At 67.5% G+C, this 22,201-nt stretch carries 23 protein-coding genes and 1 pseudogene; 9 read left to right on the top strand and 15 right to left on the bottom strand.

What is annotated here, in order from left to right; all coding sequences use genetic code 11:
• Positions 1–82: 82 nt before the first annotated feature.
• The 3 genes from grxD to QE363_RS08520 are packed head-to-tail and all read right to left on the bottom strand — an operon-like array spanning position 83 to position 1,014.
• Positions 83–406, bottom strand: coding sequence for a Grx4 family monothiol glutaredoxin (gene grxD, locus QE363_RS08530; protein WP_307104456.1), 324 nt, complete (start codon positions 404–406; stop codon positions 83–85).
• 31 nt (positions 407–437) lie between these two features.
• Entirely contained in the window at positions 438–689 is a 252-nt protein-coding gene (locus tag QE363_RS08525; protein WP_307104454.1) for a BolA family transcriptional regulator, read from the bottom strand.
• Between the two features lies 1 nt (position 690).
• On the bottom strand, positions 691–1,014 hold the full coding sequence (locus QE363_RS08520) for a DUF1476 domain-containing protein (RefSeq protein WP_309694350.1): 324 nt from the start codon (positions 1,012–1,014) through the stop codon (positions 691–693).
• A 249-nt stretch (positions 1,015–1,263) separates the two neighbouring features.
• Between QE363_RS08520 and QE363_RS08515 the strand changes: the two genes are divergently transcribed.
• Positions 1,264–1,398: a hypothetical protein gene (locus QE363_RS08515; protein ID WP_307104450.1), complete on the top strand. Its 135-nt coding sequence runs from the start codon at positions 1,264–1,266 to the stop codon at positions 1,396–1,398.
• A gap of 51 nt (positions 1,399–1,449) precedes the next feature.
• Here QE363_RS08515 and leuD read toward each other — a convergent pair whose 3' ends face one another.
• From leuD to QE363_RS08485, 6 genes and pseudogenes are all read right to left on the bottom strand, one after another.
• Positions 1,450–2,070 (bottom strand): 3-isopropylmalate dehydratase small subunit, encoded by a 621-nt coding sequence (gene leuD, locus QE363_RS08510; protein WP_309694346.1) that lies wholly within the window; start codon positions 2,068–2,070, stop codon positions 1,450–1,452.
• 158 nt (positions 2,071–2,228) lie between these two features.
• Positions 2,229–3,698, bottom strand: a complete 1,470-nt coding sequence (leuC, locus tag QE363_RS08505; RefSeq protein ID WP_309694341.1) for a 3-isopropylmalate dehydratase large subunit — start codon at positions 3,696–3,698, stop codon at positions 2,229–2,231.
• A 91-nt stretch (positions 3,699–3,789) separates the two neighbouring features.
• Positions 3,790–4,479, bottom strand: coding sequence for a glutathione S-transferase family protein (locus QE363_RS08500; protein WP_309694339.1), 690 nt, complete (start codon positions 4,477–4,479; stop codon positions 3,790–3,792).
• 5 nt (positions 4,480–4,484) lie between these two features.
• On the bottom strand, positions 4,485–5,120 hold the full coding sequence (locus QE363_RS08495; protein ID WP_307104443.1) for a CoA transferase subunit B: 636 nt from the start codon (positions 5,118–5,120) through the stop codon (positions 4,485–4,487).
• Positions 5,121–5,122: 2 nt separating this feature from the next.
• Positions 5,123–5,987 (bottom strand): annotated as a pseudogene (locus tag QE363_RS19700) (HAD family acid phosphatase).
• Between the two features lie 146 nt (positions 5,988–6,133).
• Entirely contained in the window at positions 6,134–6,835 is a 702-nt protein-coding gene (locus QE363_RS08485) for a CoA transferase subunit A (protein WP_309694332.1), read from the bottom strand.
• Between the two features lie 100 nt (positions 6,836–6,935).
• Between QE363_RS08485 and QE363_RS08480 the strand changes: the two genes are divergently transcribed.
• A complete protein-coding gene (locus QE363_RS08480) occupies positions 6,936–8,585 on the top strand; it encodes a thiamine pyrophosphate-binding protein (RefSeq protein ID WP_309694329.1) in 1,650 nt (549 codons plus the stop codon).
• A 215-nt stretch (positions 8,586–8,800) separates the two neighbouring features.
• Here QE363_RS08480 and QE363_RS08475 read toward each other — a convergent pair whose 3' ends face one another.
• Both QE363_RS08475 and thiS read right to left on the bottom strand, forming a co-directional pair.
• The gene (locus QE363_RS08475) at positions 8,801–8,983 is read right to left on the bottom strand and encodes a CsbD family protein (RefSeq protein ID WP_309694326.1); all 183 of its coding nucleotides are present in this window, start codon (positions 8,981–8,983) and stop codon (positions 8,801–8,803) included.
• Between the two features lie 90 nt (positions 8,984–9,073).
• Positions 9,074–10,084, bottom strand: a complete 1,011-nt coding sequence (gene thiS, locus QE363_RS08470; protein ID WP_309694323.1) for a sulfur carrier protein ThiS — start codon at positions 10,082–10,084, stop codon at positions 9,074–9,076.
• A 115-nt stretch (positions 10,085–10,199) separates the two neighbouring features.
• On the opposite strand from thiS, the gene aroQ reads away from it, so the two are divergent.
• The 7 genes from aroQ to glnA all read left to right on the top strand — a co-directional run bounded on the left by aroQ (position 10,200) and on the right by glnA (position 15,500).
• Positions 10,200–10,634, top strand: a complete 435-nt coding sequence (aroQ, locus tag QE363_RS08465; protein ID WP_309694320.1) for a type II 3-dehydroquinate dehydratase — start codon at positions 10,200–10,202, stop codon at positions 10,632–10,634.
• Between the two features lie 14 nt (positions 10,635–10,648).
• On the top strand, positions 10,649–11,137 hold the full coding sequence (accB, locus tag QE363_RS08460; protein WP_309694318.1) for an acetyl-CoA carboxylase biotin carboxyl carrier protein: 489 nt from the start codon (positions 10,649–10,651) through the stop codon (positions 11,135–11,137).
• Positions 11,138–11,143: 6 nt separating this feature from the next.
• Positions 11,144–12,493, top strand: a complete 1,350-nt coding sequence (accC, locus tag QE363_RS08455; protein WP_309694317.1) for an acetyl-CoA carboxylase biotin carboxylase subunit — start codon at positions 11,144–11,146, stop codon at positions 12,491–12,493.
• A 162-nt stretch (positions 12,494–12,655) separates the two neighbouring features.
• Entirely contained in the window at positions 12,656–13,045 is a 390-nt protein-coding gene (locus QE363_RS08450) for an HdeA/HdeB family chaperone (RefSeq protein WP_309694313.1), read from the top strand.
• Between the two features lie 100 nt (positions 13,046–13,145).
• Positions 13,146–13,481: an arsenate reductase (glutaredoxin) gene (gene arsC, locus QE363_RS08445; RefSeq protein WP_309698152.1), complete on the top strand. Its 336-nt coding sequence runs from the start codon at positions 13,146–13,148 to the stop codon at positions 13,479–13,481.
• Positions 13,482–13,641: 160 nt separating this feature from the next.
• A complete protein-coding gene (locus QE363_RS08440; protein ID WP_007405799.1) occupies positions 13,642–13,980 on the top strand; it encodes a P-II family nitrogen regulator in 339 nt (112 codons plus the stop codon).
• A gap of 107 nt (positions 13,981–14,087) precedes the next feature.
• Complete coding sequence (gene glnA, locus QE363_RS08435) at positions 14,088–15,500, top strand: type I glutamate--ammonia ligase (protein WP_307104423.1); 1,413 nt, start codon at positions 14,088–14,090, stop codon at positions 15,498–15,500.
• 533 nt (positions 15,501–16,033) lie between these two features.
• On the opposite strand, the gene QE363_RS08430 is transcribed toward glnA, so the two are convergent.
• The 4 genes from QE363_RS08430 to QE363_RS08415 form a co-directional block, all read right to left on the bottom strand.
• On the bottom strand, positions 16,034–16,342 hold the full coding sequence (locus tag QE363_RS08430) for a putative quinol monooxygenase (protein WP_309694293.1): 309 nt from the start codon (positions 16,340–16,342) through the stop codon (positions 16,034–16,036).
• Positions 16,339–16,956, bottom strand: coding sequence for a peptidylprolyl isomerase (locus tag QE363_RS08425; protein ID WP_309694291.1), 618 nt, complete (start codon positions 16,954–16,956; stop codon positions 16,339–16,341). Before QE363_RS08425 ends, QE363_RS08430 begins: the two co-directional genes overlap by 4 nt.
• Positions 16,957–17,033: 77 nt before the next feature.
• Complete coding sequence (locus QE363_RS08420; protein ID WP_309694288.1) at positions 17,034–18,008, bottom strand: quinone oxidoreductase; 975 nt, start codon at positions 18,006–18,008, stop codon at positions 17,034–17,036.
• Positions 18,009–18,050: 42 nt separating this feature from the next.
• Positions 18,051–22,133: a translocation/assembly module TamB domain-containing protein gene (locus QE363_RS08415; RefSeq protein ID WP_405053218.1), complete on the bottom strand. Its 4,083-nt coding sequence runs from the start codon at positions 22,131–22,133 to the stop codon at positions 18,051–18,053.
• Positions 22,134–22,201 lie beyond the last annotated feature (68 nt).

Here is a 22,201-nt window from a genome sequence, read left to right as displayed (position 1 = left end):
ACTTCCCCTCGCAGGACGAACACAAAAAAAGAGGCCGGATCGAAACCCGGCCTCCTCTTCTTGCGCCCGTAAAGGTCGGCGATCAGGCCGACTTCACGTCCTGGACCAGCTCGGCCAGTTCGCCGCTTTCGTACATCTCCATCATGATGTCCGAACCGCCGACGAACTCGCCCTTGACGTACAGCTGGGGAATGGTCGGCCAGTCCGAATAGGCCTTGATCCCCTGGCGGATGCCCTGGTCCTGGAGCACGTCGACGCTTTCGAACGGCACGTCGAGATGGTTGAGGATCGCCACCGCGCGGCTGGAAAAGCCGCATTGCGGGAAAAGGGGCGTGCCCTTCATGAACAGCAGGACGGCATTGTCCTTTACCAGCGCATCGATCCGCGCATTCGTGTCATCGGTCATATCGGTCGTTCCTGAATGAAATCGAAAAGGGTCAGGCGGTCGGTTCGGCACCCGCCGGAACCGCAGTGGTCAGTTGCAGTGCGTGGAGTTCGCCCCCCATGCGCCCGCCCAGCGCGGCGTAGACGGCGCGGGTGCGCGCGACCCGGCTCATCCCCGCAAAGCTGGCGGCCACGACATGCGCGGCATAATGGTCGCCGTCCCCGGCCAGATCGGTGATCTGGACCTCGGCATCGGGAATGGCGGTGCGGATCATCGCGGCGATATCGTCGGCGGCCATCGGCATGTCAGCGGCTTTCCATCAATTGGCGGCGCGCCTCGACCTGCTGTTCGTCCAGCGCGCGGCGGACCTCGGCTTCCTCGACATCGATCCCGGCGGCGGTCAGGTCGCCCAGCAGCTTGCGGATCACGTCCTCGTCACCGGCTTCCTCGAAATCGGCCTGGACCACCGCCTTGGCATAGGCGTCGGTCTCGGCGGGCGTCAGCTTCATCCGCTCCGCCGCCCATTGCGCGACCAGGCGGTTGCGGCGCGCGGTGATTCGGAACATCATCTCCTGATCCGCCACGAACCCGGCCTCCAACCCGCGCCTGCGTTCGTCAAAACTGTCCATCGGTCCGCCATCCCCCTGCCCCTCGGGGCACTGATCCAAGTCCCCGAGATAGGCACCGCCGCGCCGACGCGCAACCGATCCGAAACGGCCCCCGATTGTCGCGCCGAACCGAGGAACAGCCGCGCCCGTTCGTGCGTAATGTTCATGACACATAAACATAAGGATGGCGACGCCCAAGCAGTCGCCTCCGACGAAGATCGGCGATCGCCTCCGAACCCGGATCGCGACGCCTAGGATGAGGAGAGTCCGATGCGCGCGCCCCTGTCCCGGCCGCCCGTTGCCGCATACCCCAACGCCCCGGCGATCGAGGGGATCATCAACGGCATGATCGGCGCCTTGGCGCTATGGGCGGCCATCGCCGCCGTCATACTCGCGCTGGCCTGACCGACCCGTCATCAGGCGACGCCACGACCCGCGAGGGTCGCGGCATGCGCCTCAGGCGATCGGCGTCGCTGCGGGCGGCAAACGGCGACGCCCCTCGATCCAGGGGCGTCCCTGCGCCATTTCGCCCTCGAACGCGTCGATCGCGCTGTCCCGCGCCAGGGTGAGGCCGATCTCGTCGAGGCCGTTCATCAGGCATTCGCGGCGGAACGGATCCAGTTCGAAGGGAAAGCGATCCTGAAACGGCGTGGTGACGCTCATGGTTTCCAGATCGACCGTGATGGGCTGATCCTGCGCCACCTCGACCAGCCGGTCGACCGCTTCCTGCGGCAGGACGACGGGGACGATGCCGTTCTTGAACGCATTGCCCGAGAAGATGTCGGAGAAGCTGGGTGCGATGACCGCGCGGATGCCCATGTCGGCCAGCGCCCAGGCGGCGTGTTCGCGGCTGGAGCCGCACCCGAAATTGTCGCCCGCGATCAGGATCGGCGCTCCGGCATAGCGCGGATCGTCGAAGATATTGCCGGGCTGCGCGCGCACCGTCTCGAACGCGCCGCGCCCCAGCCCCGCCCGGCTGATCGTCTTCAACCAGTGCGCCGGGATGATGACGTCGGTGTCGATATTCTTGGCACCCCAGGGATAGGCGGTGCCGGATACGGTCGTAACCGGATTCATGCGATAGTCCTGTTCATCGCCGGTCCCGCCCCGCAACGCATGCGGGGCCGGGCGTCAGCGGCGTTGTTCGGCGGTGGCGGGCTTGGAGGCCACCCCGGCGGCATAGGCGGCCGCGCCGCACAGCACCGCGCCGGTCACCAGCATCACCAGTACATGTTTCATGCTGCCGTCACTCCCCTGTTCTCTTCACCGTCCTCGTGCGGCATCAACGCTCTAACATCGGAAAGGCGCCCGGTCACGGCCGCTGCGGCGGCCATCGCCGGGGAAAGCAGATGCGTCCGCGCCCCCGGCCCCTGCCGCCCGACGAAATTGCGGTTGGAGGTCGAGGCGCAACGCTCGCCCGGCGGCACCTTGTCGGGGTTCATCGCCAGGCACATCGAACAGCCCGGCTCACGCCATTCGAAGCCCGCCTGGACGAAGACGCGGTCCAGCCCCTCGGCCTCGGCCTGACGCTTGACCAAGCCCGATCCCGGCACGACCAGCGCGCGCACGCCGTCCGCCACGCGGCGGTCGCGCGCCACGGCGGCGGCTGCGCGCAGATCCTCGATCCGGCTGTTGGTGCAGCTGCCGATGAAGACATGCTGGATCGCCACGTCCTGCATCGCGGTGCCCGGCTCCAGCCCCATATAGTCCAGCGACTTGCGCGCCGCCGCCCGCTTGGACGGGTCGGCGAAGCTGTCGGGATCGGGGACCACGCCAGTGATCGGCACCACATCCTCGGGGCTGGTGCCCCAGGTCAGATTGGGGGCGATGTCGGCGGCATCGAGCGTCACGACCTTGTCGTACACCGCGCCCGGATCGCTGGGCAGCGTCCGCCACCAAGCGACCGCCTTGTCCCAGTCCGCGCCCTGCGGTGCCATGGGGCGCCCCTTCAGATAGGCGAAGGTCGTCTCGTCCGGCGCGATCAGGCCGGCGCGCGCGCCGCCCTCGATCGACATGTTGGCGATGGTCAGGCGCCCCTCGACCGACAGGTTGCGGATCACGCTGCCGGTGAATTCGATGACATGGCCGGTGCCGCCCGCCGCGCCGATCTTGCCGATGATCGCGAGCACTACGTCCTTGGCCGACACGCCATGGCCCAGCACGCCGTCGACGCGGACCTCCATCGTCTTGGACGGCGACAGGAGCAGCGTCTGGGTCGCCAGCACATGCTCGACCTCCGACGTGCCGATGCCGAAGGCCAGCGCGCCCAGCGCGCCATGCGCCGAGGTGTGGCTGTCGCCGCAGACCAGCGTCGTGCCCGGCAGGGTGAAGCCCTGTTCGGGGCCGACGACATGGACGATGCCCTGCGCCGCCGCCGTCGCATCGATATAGTCGACGCCGAATTCGGCGGTGTTCCGGCGCAAGGCGTCGAGCTGCTGCGCGCTTTCGGGATCGGCGATGGGCAGCAGCCGTCCCGCCGCGTCCAGCCGCGGGGTGGTCGGCAGATTATGGTCGGGCACCGCCAGCGTCAGTTCGGGACGGCGGACCTTGCGACCGGCCGCGCGTAGCCCCTCAAAGGCCTGCGGGCTCGTCACCTCATGGACGAGGTGGCGGTCGATATAGATGAGGCAGGTGCCATCGGGCCGCCGTTCGACAACGTGCGCGGCCCAGATCTTCTCGTACAGAGTCTGGGGTCGTTGGGCCATGATGCGGGCGCTGTTATCCGAAAAGATGCGCGACGCAAAGGTGTGGCGCAATGTTATTTCGCTTTGGGTGCGGATTCCCGTAGCCCACCCCCTATCCTTGCGCGCGATAATCCGCCGTCACACCCCCGCACTCGGCCAGTTCGATCTCATGATCCGGGTCCCGCCACGTCTCCGCCAGCGCCTGCGCCTCCCAGTCGCGCATCGCCGGATGCGCCAGTACCGTCTCGACCCAAGCGGCCCCCACCGCGCCGACATCGATCCCATAAGTTCGCACCCGGAACGCCACGGGCGCATAGAAGGCGTCTACCGCCGAAAACCGCTCGCCAGCCAGCCAGGGGCCACCAAAACGCGAAAGCCCCTCGCCCCATAATTCGATCAACCGCGCGACGTCGCGATCGAGTCGGGCCGATGGCGGCCTGGCGTCTACGCGCACCCCGACATTCATCGTCCGCTCGGCCCGCAGCGCGCCGAAGCCGCCATGCATCTCGACCACCGCGCACATCGCCCAAGCGCGCGCCGCCTCGTCCTCGGGCCAGACGCCGGGATGCCGCTCGGTGAGATAGAGCGCGATGCCCAGCGAATCCCACACGGTCCGCTCGCCATCGATCAGCACCGGCACCTGCCCGGTCGGCGAAAAGGCCCGGAACGCCTCGTAGTTCTCCGCCGCCGCGAACGGCTCGACGCGGTCGGCAAAGCCGATCCCCAGCGCCTTCATCAGCAGCCAGGGTCGCAGCGACCAGCTCGAATAATTCCGGTTCGCGGTGATCAGCTTATAGGCCATCGCGTTCAGCGTTCGAACTTCGCCGTCGTCTTCGCCGCGATCTCGTCCGCCGTGACACCCGGCGCGCACTCGATCAGGCGGAAGGCGCTGTCATGGTCGGGCCGCTGGAAGACGGCCAGATCGGTGACGATCATGTCCACCACATTGCGCCCGGTCAGCGGCAGGGTGCAGGCGGGGATGAATTTCGGGCTGCCGTCCTTGGCGTTATGCTCCATGACGACGATGATCTTCTTGACGCCCGCGACCAGGTCCATCGCGCCGCCCATGCCCTTGATCATCTTGCCGGGGATCATCCAGTTGGCGATGTCGCCGCCTTCCGATACTTCCATCGCGCCCAGCACGGTCAGATCGATATGCCCGCCGCGGATCATCGCGAAGCTGTCGGCGGACGAGAAATAAACCGAGTGCGGTAGCTCGCTGATCGTCTGCTTGCCCGCGTTGATCAGGTCCGGGTCGACCTCATCGTCATAGGGAAAGGGGCCGATGCCCAGCATCCCGTTTTCGGATTGCAGCGTGACTTCAACGCCTTGCGGGATGTGATTGGCCACCAGTGTCGGGATGCCGATGCCCAGATTGACGTAGAAGCCGTCCTTCAGTTCCTTGGCCGCACGGGCAGCCATTTCGTCGCGGGTCCAGGCCATCACTATTCTCCCATCGGGTGCCACCGCCGGTCGGCGGGGAAGATGTCGTCGGCGCTACCCTTCAGCGCCTTGCCATAGACGGGGTTCGGGAAGACGAACCAGCCGCGCCCCCACAAGGCGGCGATGCGCGGGGCGTCCGCACGGGCGCGACGCTGGGCCACGCTGCCAGCTTCGTTGAACAAGTCGCTGAAATCGCCCAGTTGATCGCCGCCCATCGCGATCACGCAATAGCGTTCGGCGATCCGTCGACGCCGGGCGTCCTTGCCGTCGCCGGTATCGGTATCGGTCCGCACGAACAGCGTATCGCCATGCACCGCCGGGCCCAGCCCCGCCGCATCGATCGCGCGCGCCGCGCCCGCCGCATCGTCGCGGTTGGTGTTGAAGATCACGGTCACGCCCATCGCACGCAGATCGGCAATCGCCGCCGTCGCGCCGGGGGGTCGGCAGGACGGCGCGGCCATCGCTTTTCTCCCAGGCGCTCCAGCGGCCGGGAAAGGCGCGGTCGGCGCGGCCGGTCAGATCGTCCTGCTCGAAACCCAGGTTCAGGAGGACGGTTTCGTCGACATCGAACACCGCCGCCGGGCGCTTGCCCGCACAGGACAGGAACCGGGGATCGTCGAGGGTCGCACCCTCCTGGAGCACCACGCTGTCGCGCGGGGGGCGGCGGATCTGGTCGGCGGCATAGATGACGAGCGCGTTCCACGCCTGGCGCGAGATCGCGTCCGCCTCGGCCGAGCCGTAGAGATATTGCATCCCGGCGAGCTTGGGGTTCGCCGCCGGGGCTGGAGGGGCGGGACTGGTGTTGCCGACCGCGACGACGCAGCCGGACAGGGACAGGGCGGCGGCGAGGGTCAGGGCCAGCTTCAAGCCGAGGAGCCCTCCCCCACCCCCTCCCGCTTGCGGGAGGGGAGAGGTTGCGGGACGACCGGCACGGTTCAACATCAGACGTTTCATGAACTACCCCTCCGCCAGATACGCTCCCCTCCCGCAGGCGGGAGGGGCCTGCCCAACCATCAAGCCCGCTCGCGGACCGTCCGAAACTCGATCTTCTTGTCGTAGGGCGCGCCGACGATCATCCGCTTCACATAGATGCCCGGCAGATGGATCTGGTCGGGATCGAGGCTGCCCACCGGCACCACCTCCTCGACCTCGGCGACGCACACCTTGCCCGCCGTCGCCATCGGCTGGTTGAAGTTGCGCGCGGTCTTGCGGAAGATCAGGTTCCCGGCCTCGTCGGCCTTCCACCCCTTGATGATCGACAGGTCGGCGCGAATGCCGCGTTCGAGGATATAGTCCTCACCGTCGAAGCTCTTCACTTCCTTGCCCTCGGCCACCTTCGTGCCGACGCCGGTCTTGGTATAGAAGCCGGGGATGCCCGCGCCCCCCGCCCGGCACCGTTCGGCGAGCGTGCCCTGCGGACAGAATTCGACCTCCAGCTCGCCGCTGAGATATTGCCGCTCGAACTCCTTGTTCTCGCCGACATAGGAGGAAATCATCTTCCTGACCTGATGCGAGCGGAGCAGCTTGCCCAGTCCCACGCCGTCGATCCCGGCATTGTTGCTGGCGATGGTCAGGTCCTTGGTCCCCGCCGCCTGGATCGCGTCGATCAGCCGCTCCGGGATGCCGCACAGGCCAAAGCCGCCCGCACAGATCGTCATGCCGTCGAACAACAAGCCGTCGAGCGCGTGGGCCGCGTCGCGATAAAGCTTCTGCATGGGCGTCCTCCCTATGATGGACGGAGCGTTAGGCGGAGCGATGGAGCCCGGTCAACCCGGCGTTTGCGCTTTGCGAAGCAGCGGGTCTAGGCTGGGCGCCATGACCCAGATCACCGGCGGACGCCTGCTTGTCGATGCGCTTCTCGAACAGGGGTGCGACCGTATCTTCACCGTGCCGGGCGAGAGCTTCCTGGCGGTGCTCGACGCGCTGCACGATACGCCCGCGATCGACCTCGTGACCTGTCGGCAGGAGGGCGGCGTGACCTTCATGGCGTGCGCCGACGGCACTCTGACCGGACGGCCGGGCATCGCATTCGTGACGCGCGGACCGGGGGCGACCAATGCGGCGATCGGCGTCCATGTCGCACGGCAGGATTCGCAGCCGATGATCCTGTTCATCGGCGATGTCGACCGGGGCACCCGCGACCGCGAGGCATTTCAGGAGGTCGATTTCCAGGCGATGTTCGCGCCGCTGGCCAAATGGACCGCGCGGATAGACGATGCCGCGCGCATCCCCGAATATGTCGCCCGCGCCTATGCCACCGCGATGAGCGGACGGCCCGGCCCGGTCGTGCTGGCGCTGCCCGAGGACATGCTGTGCGACCTGGTCGAAGGCCATGCCCGCCCCCGTATCGAACGCCCGTCGCAGGATGTGCGGATCGAGGACGTCATGGCCGTGCAGGCGTTGATCGAAAAGGCCGAGCGCCCGGTGGCGATCATCGGCGGCGCGCACTGGAATGACGACGCGGTGGCGCTGGCCGGATCATGGGGCGAGGCGGCCGGCATTCCGCTGGTCGCGGCCTTCCGGCGTCAGGATGCGGTGTCGGCGACCTGCCCGGTCTATGCGGGCAATCTGGGCTATGGTCCCAATCCCGCGCTGGTCGCGCGGGTGAAGGCGGCCGATCTGCTGATCGTGCTGGGCGCGCGGCTGGGGGAAGCGACGACCGATGGCTATAGCCTGATCGCCCCGGACCATCCGGGGCAGGTTTTGGTCCATATCCATCCCGACCCGGAGGAACTGCACAGCATCTATCGCACCGATCTGGCCCTGTGCTGCGACGTGGACCGCGCGCTGGGCATGCTGGAATTGCTGGCGACGCAGGCCGCCACGCCGCATCCCTCCGGGGCCGAAGCCCATGCCGCCTATCGCGCCTGGTCCGACCCGGCTCCGCGCGAGGGCGTGACGCTCGACCTAGGCCAGTGCGTCGCGGCGATGCGCGAGGCGCTTCCCGCCGACTCGATCCTCTGCAACGGCGCGGGCAATTATTCGGGCTGGTGGCATCGCTATTGGCGCTACGAGCCGGGGTGCCAGCTTGCCCCGACCTGCGGCGCGATGGGCTATGGCGTGCCCGCCGCCACCGCCGCCGGGCTGCGCCACCCGGACCGGACGGTCGTCGCACTGGCGGGCGATGGCTGTTTCCTGATGAACGGACAGGAACTGGCGACCGCCGTCCAGCATGGCGTGTCGATGCTGGTGATCGTGGTCGACAATGGCGGCTATGGCACGATCCGGATGCATCAGGAGCGCGAATATCCCGGCCGCGTGGCGGGAACCCGGCTCGGCAATCCCGACTTCGCCGCGCTTGCCCGTGCCTATGGCTGCTGGAGCGAAGCGGCGACCCGAACCGAGGATTTCGTCCCCGCCCTGTCGCGCGCGATGGCGGAGCCGGGTGTGCGGCTGCTCCATCTGAAGACCGATATCGAGATCATCACACCCGCCACCACCCTGTCGCGAATCGCCGGGCGCTAGGTCGGGTGTCATTTGCCTTCCGCCCCGGTTCTCGCCGGGGCAGGAAGCAAAGGACGCAAAAGTCCCATTCCGACACCCGCAAGACGATCCAAGCAACGCCGCCACGGCCTGCCGGACTTCACCCGATCGCCCCCAGGCAAAACAAAACCGCCCCGGCGTGAGCCGAGGCGGTGAGTTTCGTTGCTGATTGCTTTAGTCAGAAGCGAATAGCAGGATCAGATGTTGTCGCCAAGCGCGCCCTTCACCGATCCCTTGACCGGCTGGCCCTTGCCTTCGACCTGCTGGGCCTGACCCTCCGCCTTCAGATCGGCGTCATGGTTGTGCTCGCCCAGAGCTTCCTTGGCCTTGCCAACCAGTTCGTTGACGTTGCCCTTGATCTTGTCGGTCAGCTCACCCATCGGGGCCTCCATTTACTGGGGATTGCCACATCCCGTTGAACACTCGGAGATAGAACCCTTTGTTACGCGGCAAGTTCCCTGAAATTAATGTCAGATAAGCCCGGCGAGCGGGCTCGAGGGATCGGCATAGCGGCGCTGCCCCATCCGTCCGGCGCGGTAGGCCATGCGCCCCGCCTCGACGGCTGCCTTCATCGCGCGGGCCATCAGCACCGGGTCCTTGGCCTCCGCGATCGCCGTGTTCATCAGCACGCCGTCGCAGCCCAGTTCCATCGCCACCGACGCCTCGGACGCGGTGCCGACCCCGGCATCGACCAGCACCGGAACCTTGGCCCCTTCGACGATCAGGCGGATCGTCACCTTGTTCTGGATGCCCAGCCCCGAGCCGATCGGTGCGCCCAGCGGCATGATCGCCACCGCGCCGACATCCTCCAGCCGTCGGGCCGCAATGGGATCGTCGACGCAGTACACCATCGGCTTGAAGCCTTCCTTGGCCAGGATCTCGGTCGCGCGCAGCGTCTCGACCATGTCCGGGTAGAGCGTCCGCGCCTCGCCCAGCACCTCCAGCTTGACCAGGTCCCAGCCGCCCGCCTCGCGCGCCAGCCGCAGCGTGCGGATCGCGTCTTCGGCGGTGAAGCAGCCCGCCGTGTTGGGCAGATAGGTGATCTTCTTCGGGTCGATGAAGTCGGTCAGCATCGGCGCATTGCGATCCGACACGTTGACCCGGCGCACCGCCACGGTGACGATCTCCGCGCCCGAGGCTTCGACCGCCGCCGCATTCTGCGCAAAATCCTTATACTTGCCGGTGCCGACGATCAGGCGCGAGCGGAAACGCTGCCCCGCGACTTCCCACGAATCATCGTCCACGACCGGCGCGACGTGATCGCCGCCGCCGACGAAGTGCACGATCTCGATCTCGTCGCCATCCTCGACCTCGACCTGCGCCAGCGTCGAGCGCGGCACGACCTCCAGATTGCGCTCCACCGCCACCTTTTCGGGCACCAGCCCCAGCTGACCCGCCAGATCGGCCAGCGACAGGCCTGCCTTTACCCGCTTATGCTCGCCATTCACGGTGATCGTCACGGTTCCATCGGTATGGGGCATATCTGTGTCACTTACCATGCAAGTCGCTGCCCGCTCGACGTGGGATAGGGCATGCGGTTAAGGAAGGCCCTCGATCTAGGCCCGGCCATTCCGAGCCGCAACCATGGGAGTGCGGATGTCCGCGACCGTTTATGTCCTCAACGGGCCGAACCTGAACCTGCTCGGCCTGCGCGAGCCGCATATCTATGGCCATGACACGCTGGACGATATTGCGGGGATGCTGGAGGATCGGGCGCGCGAGCTCGATCTGGCGATCGACATGCGCCAGTCCAATCATGAAGGCCATCTGATCGACTGGCTGCACGAGGCCCAGGCCTATGAGGCCAAGGCCGTGCTGCTCAATGCCGGGGGCTTTACCCATACGTCGATCGCGATCCATGACGCGATCAAGTCGGTGACGACCCCGGTGATCGAGGTTCACCTATCCAACCCTCATGCACGGGAGCCATTCCGTCATGAGAGCTTCATCGGGCGTGCCGCAAAAGGCACAATCGCGGGTTTTGGCGCGCAATCCTATCTGCTCGCGCTTGAAGCCGCGGCCCGGTTCTGACAGGAGCGCGTCCCATGACCGAAAAGACTGAACAAGCGATGAAGGTCGATGTCGACCTCGTCCGTCAGCTCGCCGAGCTGCTCGACGCCACCGCCCTGACCGAGATCGAGGTCGAGCATGGCGACCGCAAGATCCGCGTCGCGCGCAAGGCCGCGGCCGTCGCCCAGATGGGCTATGCGCCGGCGCCCGCGCCCGTCGCTGCCCCGGCTGCCGCGCCCGTCGTCGCCGCCGCACCCGCAGAGGTCGGCGCCTCGGCCCCGGCCGTCTCGGCCAATGCGGTGAAGTCGCCGATGGTCGGCACCGTCTATCTGTCGGCCGAGCCGGGCGCCAAGCCCTTCGCCTCGGTCGGGCAGAAGGTCGCCGCGGGCGACACGCTGCTGATCGTGGAAGCCATGAAGGTGATGAACCCGATCACCGCGACGTCGGCGGGCACCGTCACCGCCGTCCTGGTCGAGAACGGCCAGCCGGTCGAGTTCGACCAGCCCCTGGTCGTCGTCGAGTAAGCCGCCTTGGCGCAGATCAAGAAACTCCTGATCGCCAATCGCGGTGAGATTGCGCTTCGCATCCACCGCGCCTGTCACGAGATGGGGATCGAGACCGTCGCCGTGCACTCCACGGCCGACGCCGATGCCATGCATGTGCGCCTCGCCGACCAGGCGGTGTGCATCGGCCCGCCCGCGGCGACGGACAGCTATCTCAACATCCCGAACATCATCTCGGCCGCCGAGATCTCGGGCGCGGATGCGATCCACCCCGGCTATGGCTTCCTGTCCGAGAACGCCAAGTTCGCCGAGATCGTCGAGGCGCACGGTCTGATCTTCGTCGGCCCCAAGCCCGAGCATATCCGGGTGATGGGCGACAAGGTGGAGGCCAAGCGGACAGCGGGTGCGCTCGGCCTGCCGCTCGTCCCCGGTTCGGACGGCGCGATCTCGGATCTGGATACGGCCAAGGCCCTCGCGGCCGAGATCGGCTATCCGGTGATCATCAAGGCGGCCAGCGGCGGCGGCGGTCGCGGCATGAAGGTCGTGCCCTCCGAGGAGCATCTCGAAACGCTGATGCAGCAGGCGGGCACCGAGGCGAAGGCCGCGTTCGGCGACGCCACCGTCTATATGGAAAAATATCTGGGCAACCCCCGGCATATCGAATTCCAGGTGTTCGGCGACGGCAACGGCAATGCGATCCATCTGGGCGAGCGCGACTGCTCGCTCCAGCGCCGCCACCAGAAGGTGCTGGAGGAAGCCCCCTCGCCGATCATCTCGGCCGAGGAGCGCGCGCGCATGGGCGGCGTGGTCGCCAAGGCGATGGCCGATATGGGCTATCGCGGGGCGGGCACGATCGAGTTCCTGTGGGAAAATGGCGAGTTCTATTTCATCGAAATGAACACCCGCCTACAGGTCGAGCATCCGGTGACCGAGATGATCACCGGGCTGGACCTGGTGCGCGAGCAGATCCGCGTCGCCGAGGGGCATCCGCTGACGCTGCGCCAGGAAGACGTGCAGTTCCGTGGCCACGCCATCGAATGCCGCATCAACGCGGAAGATCCGCGCACCTTCGCCCCCTCGCCGGGCACGGTGAAGATGTATCACGCGCCGGGCGGCATGCATGTCCGCGTCGATAGCGGGCTGTATCAGGGCTATAAGGTCCCGCCCTATTACGACAGCATGATCGCCAAGCTGATCGTGTACGGCACGACCCGCGAAGGCGCGCTCCGCCGCCTGCGCCGGGCGCTGGAGGAGTTCGTGATCGAGGGGATGAAGACCACCATCCCGCTCCACCAGTCGCTACTGGACGATCCCGAATTCCAGAAGGGCGACTATACGATCAAGTGGCTGGAGGAGTGGCTGGCCAAGCAGGCCTGACCCCTTTCCATTCCATGTTCGATCAGGGGCGCTCGGTCACGGGACCGGGCGCCCTTTTTGTTTTCCCGATCAATGAAGCACTAATGAACAGTTTTTCACTGGTGGAATATGGCCTGTGCAATCGGCATTTCTGCGGTGCCTTTGATGAAAGGAGTATCGCAGATGAAACTTCTCCGTCCCCTCCCCGCCTTGGTCGCCCTCGCCATCGTCGCGCTTCCATCGGCCGGCATGGCGCAGCGCGTCTATGAACAGGCGCATGTGCCCGGCAAGAACGGCAGCGTACGCGTGATCGAAGTGCTCAAGTCCGGCAAGAAGCTGGAAACCGTGTCGTGTCACGACTTCGGCCTGCTGGATGAAAGCTTCCGTCCGCAGGCGATCGTCTATGCGGCGAACTATGGCCCCAAGGGCAAGCCCCATCCGACCTATACCATCGACGGGGTCGAGAACATCGTGCCCGTCGTCGTCGACCAGTGCAAGGCCCGACCCGGCGACCATTTCACCACCGCCGTCGCCCGCGCGCTCAAGCGGATGCCGGTCGCCGCCAAGCACTAAACGGATTTCCGAGCGGGTCGGGCCCCTTGCCCGTCCCGCTCTTTCCGGTCACGAGAGCCTTGGCTTTCACCGCTGCGGAGCGCATAAGCCGCTCATGGCCATTCGGGCGACCATCTATCACAATCCGCGATGCTCCAAATCGCGCGAGGCGCTGGCCCTGCTGAACGACGCCGGTGCCGATGTGACGGTGGTCGAATATCTCAAGTCGCCGCCTTCCGTCGAAGAACTCGCGCGCCTCTATGCCAAGGCTGGCCTGGCGCCCCGCGACGGGCTTCGCAAGGCCGAGGCCGAAGCGAAGGCGCTCGCACAGGCGGACGACGCCACCGTGCTGGCCGCGATGGCTACCAATCCCATCCTGATCGAGCGGCCGCTGGTCGAGACGCCCAAGGGCGTGGTCATCGGCCGTCCGCCCGAAGCCGTGCGGGGTATCCTGTGATCGCTGCCCATTATTTGAGCAGCATCCATCCTTATGCCCGCTTTTCGGGCGCAAATCTGACCATTTTCTTACCCTCTCACGAGGGGAAGCCAGTTGGCACGATCTCTGCAACGCGTAAGATCGGGCGAGGGTTCGAACATCATCGGGGACAGTCAGGCTCGTGAAAAAGATTGAGGCGATCATCAAGCCGTTCAAGCTCGATGAGGTGAAGGAGGCGCTGCACGAAATCGGCGTGTCCGGCATCACCGTCACCGAGGCGAAGGGTTTCGGCCGCCAGAAGGGACATACCGAGCTCTATCGCGGTGCCGAATATGTCGTCGACTTCCTGCCGAAGGTAAAGCTGGAGGTGGTCGTCGAGGACGGTCTGGCCGAGCGCGTGGTGGAGGCGATCGCCGCCGCCGCGCAGACCGGCCGGATCGGCGACGGCAAGATTTTCGTGATCCCGGTCGAAACGGCGCTGCGCATCCGCACGGGCGAGCGCGACGACGCGGCGATCTGACGCACCCGACACTCATCCGTCACCGGGCTGACATTCGGCCCGGCTAAACACGTATCACCGGCCCCGGCCTTTCGCCGGAGGGCGGCCAAGCAGAGAGAGAACGGCACATGGCGAATACGGCCAGCGACATCCTGAAGAAGATCAAGGACGAAGAGATCGAGTGGATCGACCTGCGCTTCACCGATCCCAAGGGCAAGTGGCAGCACCTGACCATGGTCGCCTCGATCCTGGGTGAGGATGAGCTGACCGACGGCCTGATGTTCGACGGCTCCTCGATCGAGGGCTGGAAGGCGATCAACGAGTCGGACATGGTCCTCAAGCCCGACCTCGACGCCGTGTACACCGATCCGTTCTCGGCCACCCCGATGCTGATCGTGTTCTGCGACATCGTCGAGCCGTCGACCGGCGAGCTGTACGCCCGCGATCCGCGCTCGACCGCCAAGCGCGCCGAGGCGTTCGTGAAGACCACCGGCATCGGCGACACCGTCTATGTCGGCCCGGAAGCCGAATTCTTCATGTTCGACGACGTGCAGTTCGACACGAACTATTCGTCCTCCTACTTCAAGATTGACGATATCGAGCTGCCGACCAACACCGGCCGCGAATATGAGGGCGGCAATCTCGGCCACCGTCCGCGCGCCAAGGGCGGCTATTTCCCCGTCGCGCCGGTCGACTCGGCGGTCGACATCCGCGGCGAGATGGTCACCACCATGCTCGAAATGGGCCTGCCCTGCGACAAGCACCACCACGAGGTCGCCGCCGCGCAGCACGAGCTGGGCCTGACCTTCGGCACGCTGACCCAGACCGCCGACCGCATGCAGATCTACAAGTATGTCGTGCACCAGGTCGCCCATGCCTACGGCAAGACCGCGACCTTCATGCCCAAGCCGATCAAGGAAGATAACGGCTCGGGCATGCACACCCACTTCTCGATCTGGGAAGGCAAGAACCCGCTGTTCGCCGGCAACGGCTATGCGGGTCTGTCGGAAATGTGCCTGTACTTCATCGGCGGCATCATCAAGCACGCCAAGGCGGTGAACGCCTTCACCAACCCGACCACCAACAGCTACAAGCGCCTGGTGCCGGGTTACGAAGCGCCGGTGCTGCTCGCCTATTCGGCGCGCAACCGTTCGGCCTCGTGCCGCATCCCCTACGGCACCGGGCCGAAGTCGAAGCGCGTCGAAGTGCGCTTCCCCGACGCGCTGGCGAACCCGTATCTCGCCTATGCGGCGCTGCTGATGGCGGGTCTGGACGGCATCCAGAACAAGATCCATCCGGGCGAGGCGATGGACAAGAACCTGTACGACCTGCCGCCCGCCGAGCTGGCCCAGGTCCCCACGGTCGCCGGTTCGCTCCGCGAAGCGCTCGACTCGCTGGCCGCCGATCACGACTTCCTGCTGAAGGGCGACGTGTTCACCAAGGACCAGATCGAAAGCTATATCGAGCTGAAGATGAGCGAAGTGATGCGCTGGGAAATGACCCCCAGCCCGGTCGAATACGACATGTACTACAGCGGCTGATCCAGCCCCTGCACGATGTCACTACGGGGAAAGGGGCCGCAAGGCCCCTTTTCTTTTGGCGATTATATACCTTGCAAACGAGCCCTCGTCGGAGATGCCGAATGATTGACGGCATTTGCTGTTTCTGCGGCGAGCCTGTCGCCGAGGTTGGGTTAGACCCATGCACTCTCGCCATTTTTACCAAAGGCGAGGGCGATCAGTCGTGGCCCTGTCATGCGGAGTGTTGTCGCGAGCGGCTCGGCGTCCACTTGCCTTATGGACAAGAGCTATTTGAGAGCGGCGATCACTGACGCGTTACACTTGTTTGCAAATTACATAATCGCCTTCTTTTTGGGAGGGCGGCCGCCGATCCGCGCCGGTGCGAAACGGATGACGTCAAGGCTCTCCGACTGGCGGAAAGACGGCACTTCCCGTCGTCCGCCGATAGAGCAGGATGACATAAGCACCCGCCCCCTGCCCTTCAGGGGCATTGTCCACTTTGGAATCAGCGAGGGCAGAGGGAAGAATAAGCGGATCGAATGTCGGTCCGAGCATCACACAGGGCGGGCTTCCCCGACCGTATAGACCCGCAGATCGCGCTCGCCGATGCCCAATGCCGGCCATGCCGCCCGCCATTCGGCGATATGCGGCGACGCGAAATGCGCATCCAGCGCCGCCTGATCGAGCCATATCTCCTTCACATGGATGAGGCCGGGGTCGAGCACGTCCTCGGCATAGCCATATTCCAGGCATCCCGGCTCGGCGCGGCTGGCCTCGACCATGCGGCGCATGACGGGGCGGGCGGCGTCCAGATTGTCCGGCGGCAACCGCACCGTGCCGATGATCAGCAGCCTGTCGCTCACGGCGTCACCGACACCCGCTTCGCCGACAGGATCTTGACCGGTGCCGCCAGCATCTCGCCCTTGAACGGCCCCTTGGCGGCGTCGGTCTGCGCGTCGAGGATCTTGTGGATCACGTCCATCCCCTCGACCACATGACCAAAGGCGGCATAGCCCAGATTGTCGCCGGGCTTGGAGGGATCGGCATCGAGCGAGGGCTGCGCGCCCACCATGATGGTGAAGTCGCCCCGCGCGCTGCCCGGCGCCAGCCGCGCGATCGAGATGGTGCCGTCCAGATGCTTCAGGCCGGTCTTCGTCGTCGGCTCATGCGCGATCGGGGGCAGGATGCGCTTGGGCTCGTTCTGGATGCCGAACTGGACGAAGCCGAAATCGGGCGCGACGCGGACCGAGCGATAGAAGGTCACGCCGTCCAGCCGGTGCTGGTCGACATAGCGCAGGAAATTGGCGGTGGTGATCGGCGCATGGGTGCGATCGAGGTCGAGGACGACCGGCCCCAGACTGGTCTGCATCGCGACCCGGACCATGACGGGCTTGGGGGCTTCGATCGTGGCCGGTGCCGTCGGCGTGGGGGGCGCGGCCTGAATGGCCAGCAGGGCGAGCGGGAGGAGCGCGATCATATGGATCTCCGATGGGCGATTTCAGCCAGCTTAACGGGAATGTCGGACGAGGAATATTCCTGGCGCTTCGACTTTGGTCAGGGGATCAGCACCGTGCTGCCCACCGTCTCGCCCGCCTCGATCGCGCGGTGCGCATCGGCCGCGTCGGTCAGCGCGAAGCTCTGGCCGATCTCGGGCGTGATCGCGCCCTTCTCCAGCATCGCGAAGACCCGCGCGATCAGCCGCCGCTTGTCCCCGGCGGTCACCGCATAGTCGAACAGCGTCGGCCGCGTGACGAACAACGAGCCCTTGGCCGCCAATAGGCCCAGATGGACCCCGTCGACCGGCCCCGAGGCATTGCCGAAGCTGACCACCAGCCCGCGCCGCGCCATGCTGTCGAGCGAGGCGCCCCAGGTCGCCTTGCCCACACCGTCCAGCGCCACCGGCACGCCCTGGCCCTGCGTGATCTCGCGAACCCGGGCGGCGACATCCTCGGTCCGGTTCAGGATGACGTGATCGGCCCCGGCCGCGCGCGCCTTTTCGGCCTTCGCCTCGCTGCCCACCGTGGCGATGACGGTCGCGCCGATCGCCTTCAGCCAGCCGACCGCCAGATGCCCGACCCCGCCCGCCGCCGCATGGACCAGCACGGGCCAACCCGGCTGGACGGCGGCGCAATCCTCGATCAGGAACGCGGTCGTCGCGCCCTTGAGCAGGATCGCTGCGGCCGTGCGATCATCCACCTTGTCGGGCAAGGGCACCAGCAGATCGGCCGCGACATTGCGGGCCGTCGCATAGGCACCGCGCGCCGGGCCGAACACGCCGACGCGGTCGCCCACCGCGAAATCAGTTACGCCCTCGCCCAGCGCCTCGACCACGCCCGCCGCCTCCGAGCCCAGCCCGCCCGGCAGGTCGATGGGATAGAGCCCGCTGCGGTGATAGGTGTCGATATAGTTCAGGCCCACCGCATGGTGACGCATGCGAACCTCGCCGGGGCCGGGCGGGGGCAGTTCGTGCTCGCGCCACCGGATCACCTCGGGGCCGCCGGTCTTGTCGATGAACGCGGTCTTTTCCATGGGGTTCAGGCTCCTGTTCGACATGGTGGCAAGCGCAACGCCTCAATAATCCTTCGAGATGCGCACGTTCAGGCTCTGCCGCCCCAGCGTCGAAATGCTGGAGAGCAACGACAGCCAGCGGGTGACCTGGAACTCGACCTGGGTCGCGGAATAGCCCTGACCGTCGGTCACGATCTCGGCATAGAGGCGCCGGGTGATATATTTGCCCGCCGCCACCGACGTGCCGCGCCCCAGCTGCACATCGGCGGGCAGCACGCGCAGCCGGTCGAGCCCCGCCGCCCGGCGCACCGCGTTGATCGGGTTCAGCCCGCCCCCGCCATCCTGAAGCGCGGCGACGGCGGCGGCCAGCTGCAACGCCTCGGGCGCGGACAGCTTGGCGATCGAGGTGCCGAACAACAGGCGCGACAACAGCTCGTCATTGGGAAGCGCGGGGGTGCTGGAAAAGCCGATCTCGGGCTTCAGCGCGGTGCCGGTGACGCGGATCGAGGCGCTCAGCCCCTGGACATTGGCACTGGCGGCGATGTCGAGCGCGGGGTTGGCGGGCACCTCGCCGCCGAAGCGGATGATGCCGCGCGCCAGATCGAACTCGCGGCCCGCAAACTCGTAATCGCCGCGGATCAGCGTCGCCTGTCCGGTGATCGCGGGATTGTCGGGCGTGCCGCCGATCTTCAGGTCCGCCGACCATTCGCTGTTGAGACCCAGCCCGGAGACGATCAACCCACCCGAGGCGCGCGCGCGGACGGCCAACGTCCAGGGCTTGCGCGGAGCATCATCCTCCTCGCCGCCGCCGGGAACGTTGATCTCGCGGATGTTGAGCTGCGGCACCGCCGTCGCGGCGGAGGCGCGGCCCAGGCGATAACGGCTGCTGTCGAGCACCACATCGCCCGCGATCGTGCCGCCCGTCCCGTCCGAATGGAAGGTCAGTGGCCCGGTCACCGTCGCGGAGATGTCGTCGCGCGCGATCATCGCCGCGCGGCTGGCCTGGAGCGAGAGGTCCAGCCCGATGCCATGGGCGGCGGCGAAGTCGAACTGGCCGCTGCCGCTGACCCGTCCCTCGCGCCCCGCCTGCGCGGCGAAACGGTCGATCACCAGCCGCGATCCGCCGAACCGGCCGCTGGCCTGGACGTCGGTCAGGACGGTGCCGGTCGTCGCGCTTTCGATCCGCGCGCCGGTCGCGCGCACCGCCCCCCGGATGACCGGCTGGCGGAGCGAGCCACCGACATCCGCGCCGATCGCCACCGGCCCCGACAGATCGAACAGCTCGACCCCGGTCAGCCGCCACAGCGTATCGGCGGGCCCGGCATAGCGTAGCTGCGCGATCAGCTGCCCGGTCTGCATCCGGCTGGCCCAATCGCCCTGTCCGGCGGGCACCAGCAGCGCCTGGCCGCGCCCGACGATCCGCCCGCCCGATGCCATGACCGCGCGCACGCCCAGCCGGTCGGCGGACAACACCCCCGCCACCCCCATGTCGATCGGCCGGGAATTGAGCACCAGTCCCGCGCGCGTCAGCCCGCGAATGGTCAGGTCGACCTTGCCGGTCGGCGCCCCGCCCGCCCGGCGGAGGGTCAGCGTCCCGCTGGCGCTGCCCCCCAGCCCAAGGCCCGGATAACCGATGTCGAGCACGGCCAGCGGCATCCGGGACAGCCCCGCCTGTACCTCCACGCCATCGGCGTCGAGCCGCCCGGCCAGCTTCGCCTCGCCCCCCGCAAAGGCCAGCCGCGTCGGTGCCAGGGTCCAACTGTCGCCCTCGCGCGTGACCACGGCGGGCGACAGGAATTGCAGCGGACGCCGGTCGAGCGTGCCCTGCGCGGTCATCGACAGCCGCCCCGGCGTCACCTGCGTCACGGTCTGGATCGCGAAGGCGCGACCGCGCGACCCCGAAATGCCGACCCGCACCTCACCCGTCCCGCCACGCAGCCGCGCGGTGCCGGTCATCTGCGCGATGTGGAAGGCACCGTGCCGCACTCCCTGCGCACGCGCCGACGCCTCGACCGAGGCCCCGGCGGGATCGAGCAACGCGATCAGGTCGAGCCGCCCCTGACGGACCGCCACGCCCGCGATCTGCGCCTGTCGCGCCGCCAGATGGGTCTCGATGCGCTGCACGCCATTGGCGGGCCGGAACAGCAATTCGCCCGACAGCCCGCCGCCCGCCACGCCCAGCTGTCCGACAAAGCCGCCCTGCGCCACGGTCAGCGCGCCGGTCGCCCTGGCACCGGCAACCTCCAGCGGCTGGAACTGGATCACCGCATCCTGCCCGCGCGGCAGCAGGATCGCGCCGGTCAGGCGGAACGGACCCAGGCGCGATCCGCCATCGGCGCGGACCGCAAAGCCCTGGTCGGTGGGGTCGAGATGCGCGCGGACATTGGCAAGACCCAGCGCGGCATTGGGCTGGGCGAGGATCAGGTCCAGCGTCGGCCGGTCGATCCGCCCGTCCAGCGTCATCTGCACCGGGCCATAGCTGCGCTGCCGCCCGCCCCCGACGAAGCGGAAGCTGCCGTCGGTCCGGCGGATCGCCTCGCCGGTCAGCCGGATATCCGGGCCGGTCAGCACCAGCCGATGGAAATGGAAGACGCCGTCCGGCCCGCGCTCCAGATCGGTGGTCAGGCGCGGCAATCCGCCCGCCAGCGAACGCAGGAAGCTGTTGTCTAGGCGTCGGACCTGCGCCTCGCCGCGCCCGACGATGCGCGTGCCATGGCCGCCCGCGCCCGGCACGGCGGTCAGTTTGGACCGGACATCGACGATGCCCAGGCCGGGGATCAGATAACGCTGGAGCGCGCCGTCCAGCGCGACATCGTAGCGGCCGTTGGTCAGGTCGATCCGCAGGCCCAGCCGCCCCGCCAGCCTGTCCGAGCGCAGCGCGAGCCCCTGTCCGACGATCGCCCGCGGCGTGATGCGCAGGTCGCCCGCCACCGACAGGCGGCGCAATATGCCGCCCGCCGCCTCTCCGACCCCCGTCACCCGCGCGGCGGTGAACCGGACCGGCAGGGTCAGCGGCCAGCCGCCGCTCAACCGCCCCCGCCCCTCGGCCAGCGCGCCGTCGAACCCCGTGCGATCGAACGAGAAGCGGGTCGCCGCCAGCCGATAATCGAAGGCCGCCCGGTCGAACGCGCCGTCCAGCCGCAGGCGCAGCGCGATCGCCTGTCCGCGCATATTGGCGAACAGTGCTTCGGGCCGGAGCAGGCGCGCCTCCACCCGCAGGCCGTCGAAACGGTTGCCGCCCAGATCGACCGTCCCCGCCGCCCGCGCCCGCAAGGCGGCCGAGCGCAGCGCCAGTGCGCCGGTCAGGCGGCGCTCGGCGAAATCGGCTTGCCCGGCCAGCGTCACGCGCGGCGCGGTCAGGCGCTGCAACCGCCCGCGCAGGATCAGCGAGGGGGTGAGATAGCCCGATAGAGCATAGCGCCCCGCCCGCGCCGACAGCGTCAGGTCGGCCGCGCGCCGCTGCGCGATCAGGCCGTGCGCGCGCCCGTCCCAGCGGGTCCAGCTGCCCTTGCCCGCGACGTCGAGCGACACCGGCGCGCGCGTGCCCGACAGACGCGACAACACGCCCCCGGCACGCCCCCGCGCCTGAACCGCCAGGTCGAACCGGTCGCGGTCGGGCTGCGCGTCCAGCCGCAAGCGAAGCCGGTCGCTGCCCGCCACCGCGCCGTCGAGCGCGACGAGCGCCCGGCCGTCGCGAATGTCCGCGCGCCCATCGATCCGCGCCACCCGCCGACGCCCCAGCACGGCGGGCGCGAGGACCAGCCGGTCGAGGTGGAGCCGGTCGATGCGGATATCGAAATCGGGCAGGATCGGCGTGTCGCGCCCGGTGCGGCGGGTGTGCGGCCCATGATAGAGCGTGGCCAGCGGCGCTTCGACCGCGCGGATGTCGAGCGCCCCCCGCGCCCAGTTCAACGGCCGCCAGTCCAGCCGCGCCCGCGGTACCCGGACCAGCAGCCCGTCCAGATCATAGACGCGCAGATCGACCAGCCGCATGTCCGAATAGAGCGACCCTTCGATCCGCCCGATCGAGAAGCGCAGGCCGGTCGGGGTGCGGATCGCAGCAATCCGGTCGGCGACCCAGCGATGACCGATCGCGGTATCGACGATCATCAGCGCGGCGCCGATCGTGGCCAGCACCAGCGCCATCAGGATCGCCAGCGCCCGACCCCAGCGGAACCGGCGCGCGGTCACCGGCGGATCGTCGGGCAGATCCT

This window comes from Sphingomonas sp. SORGH_AS_0870 (genome assembly GCF_031453175.1).
Lineage (GTDB): Bacteria > Pseudomonadota > Alphaproteobacteria > Sphingomonadales > Sphingomonadaceae > Sphingomonas.
Note: the sequence above shows the minus strand (reverse complement) of the source record. Positions and strands in the feature narration are given on the sequence as shown.